4 protein-coding genes are annotated in these 3,549 nt (G+C 71.1%); all 4 read left to right on the top strand.

The genetic code is table 11. The annotated features are described in order from the left end of the window. The coding region (locus ACIWVC_RS11685; protein WP_396454130.1) for an ABC transporter permease subunit at nt 1-392 on the top strand (392 nt) is incomplete at its 5' end. A 9-nt stretch (nt 393-401) separates the two neighbouring features. Next, a complete protein-coding gene (locus tag ACIWVC_RS11680) occupies nt 402-1,646 on the top strand; it encodes an ABC transporter ATP-binding protein (protein WP_396445484.1) in 1,245 nt (414 codons plus the stop codon). Beyond that, on the top strand, nt 1,646-2,878 hold the full coding sequence (locus ACIWVC_RS11675) for a DUF4032 domain-containing protein (protein ID WP_396445485.1): 1,233 nt from the start codon (nt 1,646-1,648) through the stop codon (nt 2,876-2,878). Before ACIWVC_RS11680 ends, ACIWVC_RS11675 begins: the two co-directional genes overlap by 1 nt. 23 nt (nt 2,879-2,901) lie before the next feature. Continuing rightward, a partial coding sequence (locus tag ACIWVC_RS11670; RefSeq protein ID WP_396454129.1) for a class I SAM-dependent methyltransferase occupies nt 2,902-3,549 on the top strand: 648 nt, incomplete at its 3' end.

The following is a 3,549-nucleotide window of genomic DNA, read 5'->3' as shown; positions in this document are numbered from 1 at the left end:
CGCTGCCGCTCGCGATCTGGACGCTGTCGGCGTTCTTCCGCGAGATCCCGTGGGAGATGGAGCAGGCCGCGCAGGTGGACGGCGCCACGACCTGGCAGGCGTTCCGCAAAGTGATCGTCCCACTGGCGGCGCCCGGCGTGTTCACCGCGGCGATCCTGACGTTCTTCTTCTGCTGGAACGACTTCGTCTTCGGCATCTCGCTGACGTCCACCGACAACGCCCGGCCGGTTCCGGCGGCGCTGGCGTTCTTCACCGGCGAGTCGTTCTTCGAGCAGCCGACCACCGCGATCTGTGCCGCCGCCGTGGTGGTCACGGTCCCGGTCGTGATCATCGTCCTGGCGTTCCAGCGCCGCATCGTGGCCGGGCTGACGTCCGGCGCCGTCAAGGGCTGAGGGGTATCGATGGCCGCCATCACCATGAAGAACATCGTCAAGCGGTACGGCGACGGGTTCCCGGCCGTGAACGACGTGTCGCTGGACATCCGGGACGGCGAGTTCATGATCCTCGTCGGGCCGTCCGGCTGCGGGAAGTCCACGCTGCTGCGGATGATCGTCGGGCTGGAGGACATCACGTCCGGCGAGATCCGCATCGGCGACAGGGTCGTCAACAAGGTCGCGCCGCGCGAGCGGAACCTGTCGATGGTGTTCCAGAACTACGCGCTGTACCCGCACCTCACGGTGTTCGAGAACATCGCGTTCCCGCTGCGCCTCGCGAAGGTGCCGGACGACGAGGTGCAGCGCCGCGTCAAGGAGACCGCCGAGCTGCTGGAGCTGACCGAGCACCTGGACCGCAAGCCGGCGAACCTGTCCGGCGGCCAGCGGCAGCGCGTCGCGATGGGGCGGGCGATCGTCCGGCAGGCCGACGCGTTCCTGTTCGACGAGCCGCTGTCGAACCTGGACGCGAAGCTGCGCGGGCAGATGCGCACCGAGATCTCGCGGCTGCAGCGGCGCCTCGGCGTCACGACCGTCTACGTCACGCACGACCAGACGGAGGCGATGACGCTCGGCGACCGCGTCGCGGTGCTGCGCAAGGGCGTCCTGCAGCAGGTCGGGAGCCCGCGCGAGCTGTACGAGGAGCCCGTCAACCTGTTCGTGGCGGGCTTCATCGGGTCGCCGTCGATGAACTTCCTCCCGGCGTCGGTGGACGGCGGGTTCCTGGACACCCCGCTGGGGCGCTTCGAACTGCGCGACTCCCGCAAGGCCGCCGCGATCGGCGACCGCTCGGTGGTGCTGGTGGGCATCCGCCCCGAGCACTTCGAGGACGCCTCGCTGGTCAGTGAGGAGAAGAAGGCGAAGGGGAGCATCGTCCGGGTCCGGGTGGACGTCACCGAATGGCTGGGGAACGAGCTGTACGCGTACGTCCCCTACGAGGCGCCGGAGGAGCTCGCCGCTCAGCTGCGGGACCTGTCCCGCGAACTCGACAGCGACCAGCTCCGCACGCAGGCCGTCGTCGCGCTGGACGCCTCCAGCCTCATCTCGCCCGGCCGCGAGGCCGAGCTGTGGATCGACACCTCGCGGGTGCACATCTTCGACCCGGCGTCCGGCGAGAACCTCACCCGCGACGAGGAGCGCGTCGAGCAGCTCAGCAGGATGGCCGAGGAGTCGCGCGCGGCGCAGCGCGAGGCCCAGCGCGAGCCCGCGGGCTGATGCACTTCGTGTTCACCCCGCCCGGCGGGTCGGCGGCGGGCCTGCTGGACCTGCCGTGGACGGTGCCGCTGGAGGACTGGGACGACGAGCGGCTCGTGGAGATCCGGCAGCGCGGCCTCTCCCGGCACACGGTCCGCTTCGTCGCCGAGGGCGGGGTCGTGTACGCGCTGAAGGAACTGGACGCGCGGCTGGCGCGCCGCGAGTACCGGCTGCTGCGGCGCCTCCGCTCGCTCGGCCTGCCCGCCGTCGAGGTCATCGGCGTGGTGGTCGACCGCCCCGATCTCGACGCCGTTCTCGTCACCCGGTTCCTGGACTACTCCTCGTCCTACCGCTCGCTGTTCGCCAACGCCCGCTACGGGCATCCGACCGACCGGCTGCTGGACGCGCTCGTGGAACTGCTGGTCCGGCTGCATCTGGCGGGGTTCATGTGGGGCGACTGCTCGCTGTCGAACGTCCTGTTCCGGATGGACGCGGGAGCGTTCGCCGCGTACCTGGTGGACGCCGAGACCGCCGAACTGCACCCGTCGCTCACCGAGGGGCAGCGGGACTACGACATCTCCCTGGCCCGCGAGCGGATCGCGGGGGAGCTGTTCGACCTGGCGGCCGCGGGCACCCTCCCGGCGACGGTCGACCCGATCGCGGTCGCCGACGACACCGTCCGCCGGTACCGGGCGCTGTGGGACGAACTCACCCGCGAGGAGATCCTTTCCCCCGCCGACCAGCGCCACCGCATCGGCGAACGGCTCCGCCGCATCAACTCCCTCGGCTTCGACGTCGACGAGGTCGAGCTGGTGGACGCCGGGCCGTCCGGTGCGCGGCTCCGCGTCCGCACCCGGGTGGCCGAGCCCGGCCACCACCGCCGCCTCCTCATGGCCCGCACCGGGCTGGACGCCCAGGAGAACCAGGCCCGCCGCCTGCTCAACGACATCGCCGCCTTCCGGGGGTATCTCGAACGCGTCCGCGGCGGGCCCGTCCCCGAGGTCGTCGCGGCGAACCAGTGGCTGGCCGAGGTGTACGAACCCGTCATCAACTCCATCCCGCCCGACCTCCGGGGCCGGCTGGACGACGTCGAGCTGTTCCACGAGGTGCTCGAACACCGCTGGTTCCTGTCGGAGAAGTCCGGCCGCGACGTCGGAACGTCGGTCGCCGCGCAGGACTACTTCGCCTCCGTGCTGCCCGCCGTCCCGGAGGACCTGACCGAGACCGGCCGACCCCCTGACAGGACGAGTTGATCGTTTCTGGCACGATCAACGACATGTATGAGCGTTTCGCCCACGAGTATGCGGTCCACGCCGAGCAGAGCGCCTACAACGCCCTCTACGACCGTCCCGCCGTGCTCGGCCTCGCCGGCGACGTGGCCGGGCTGTCGGTCTTCGACGCCGCCTGCGGTCCCGGCCTCTACGCCGCTGAGCTGCTCGAACGCGGGGCGCGCGTGATGGGCTGCGATGCGAGCCCCACCTTCGTCGAGATGGCGCGGGCGCGCACCGGGGGCCGCGCCGACCTGCGCGTCCACGACCTGTCGGAGCCGCTGACCTGGGTTCCGGACGGCTCGTGCGACCTGGTCCTCCTCGCCCTGGCGCCGCACTACATCGACGACCGCGTGGCGCTGCTGTCAGAATTCCGGCGGATCCTGACTCCCGGCGGCGCGATCGTCCTGTCCACAGAGCACCCGACCATGGACTGGGTGCGCCTGGGCGGCTCCTACTTCACGCAGGAACCCGTCGAGGAGTCCCTGAGCCCCGACCGGGACTGGCCGATCCGGGCCTGGCGCCGCCCGCTGACGTCGATCTGCGCCGAGTTCCGCGCGGCCGGCTTCCTCATCGAGGAGCTGCTGGAGCCGCGTCCCGTCCCCGAGATGGCCGACCGCTACCCCGAGGACCACGCCGCGCTGGAGGCGCTCCCC

It is taken from the genome of Actinomadura sp. (assembly GCF_044508335.1).
Classification (GTDB): Bacteria; Actinomycetota; Actinomycetes; order Streptosporangiales; family Streptosporangiaceae; genus Spirillospora.
Note: the sequence above shows the minus strand (reverse complement) of the source record. Positions and strands in the feature narration are given on the sequence as shown.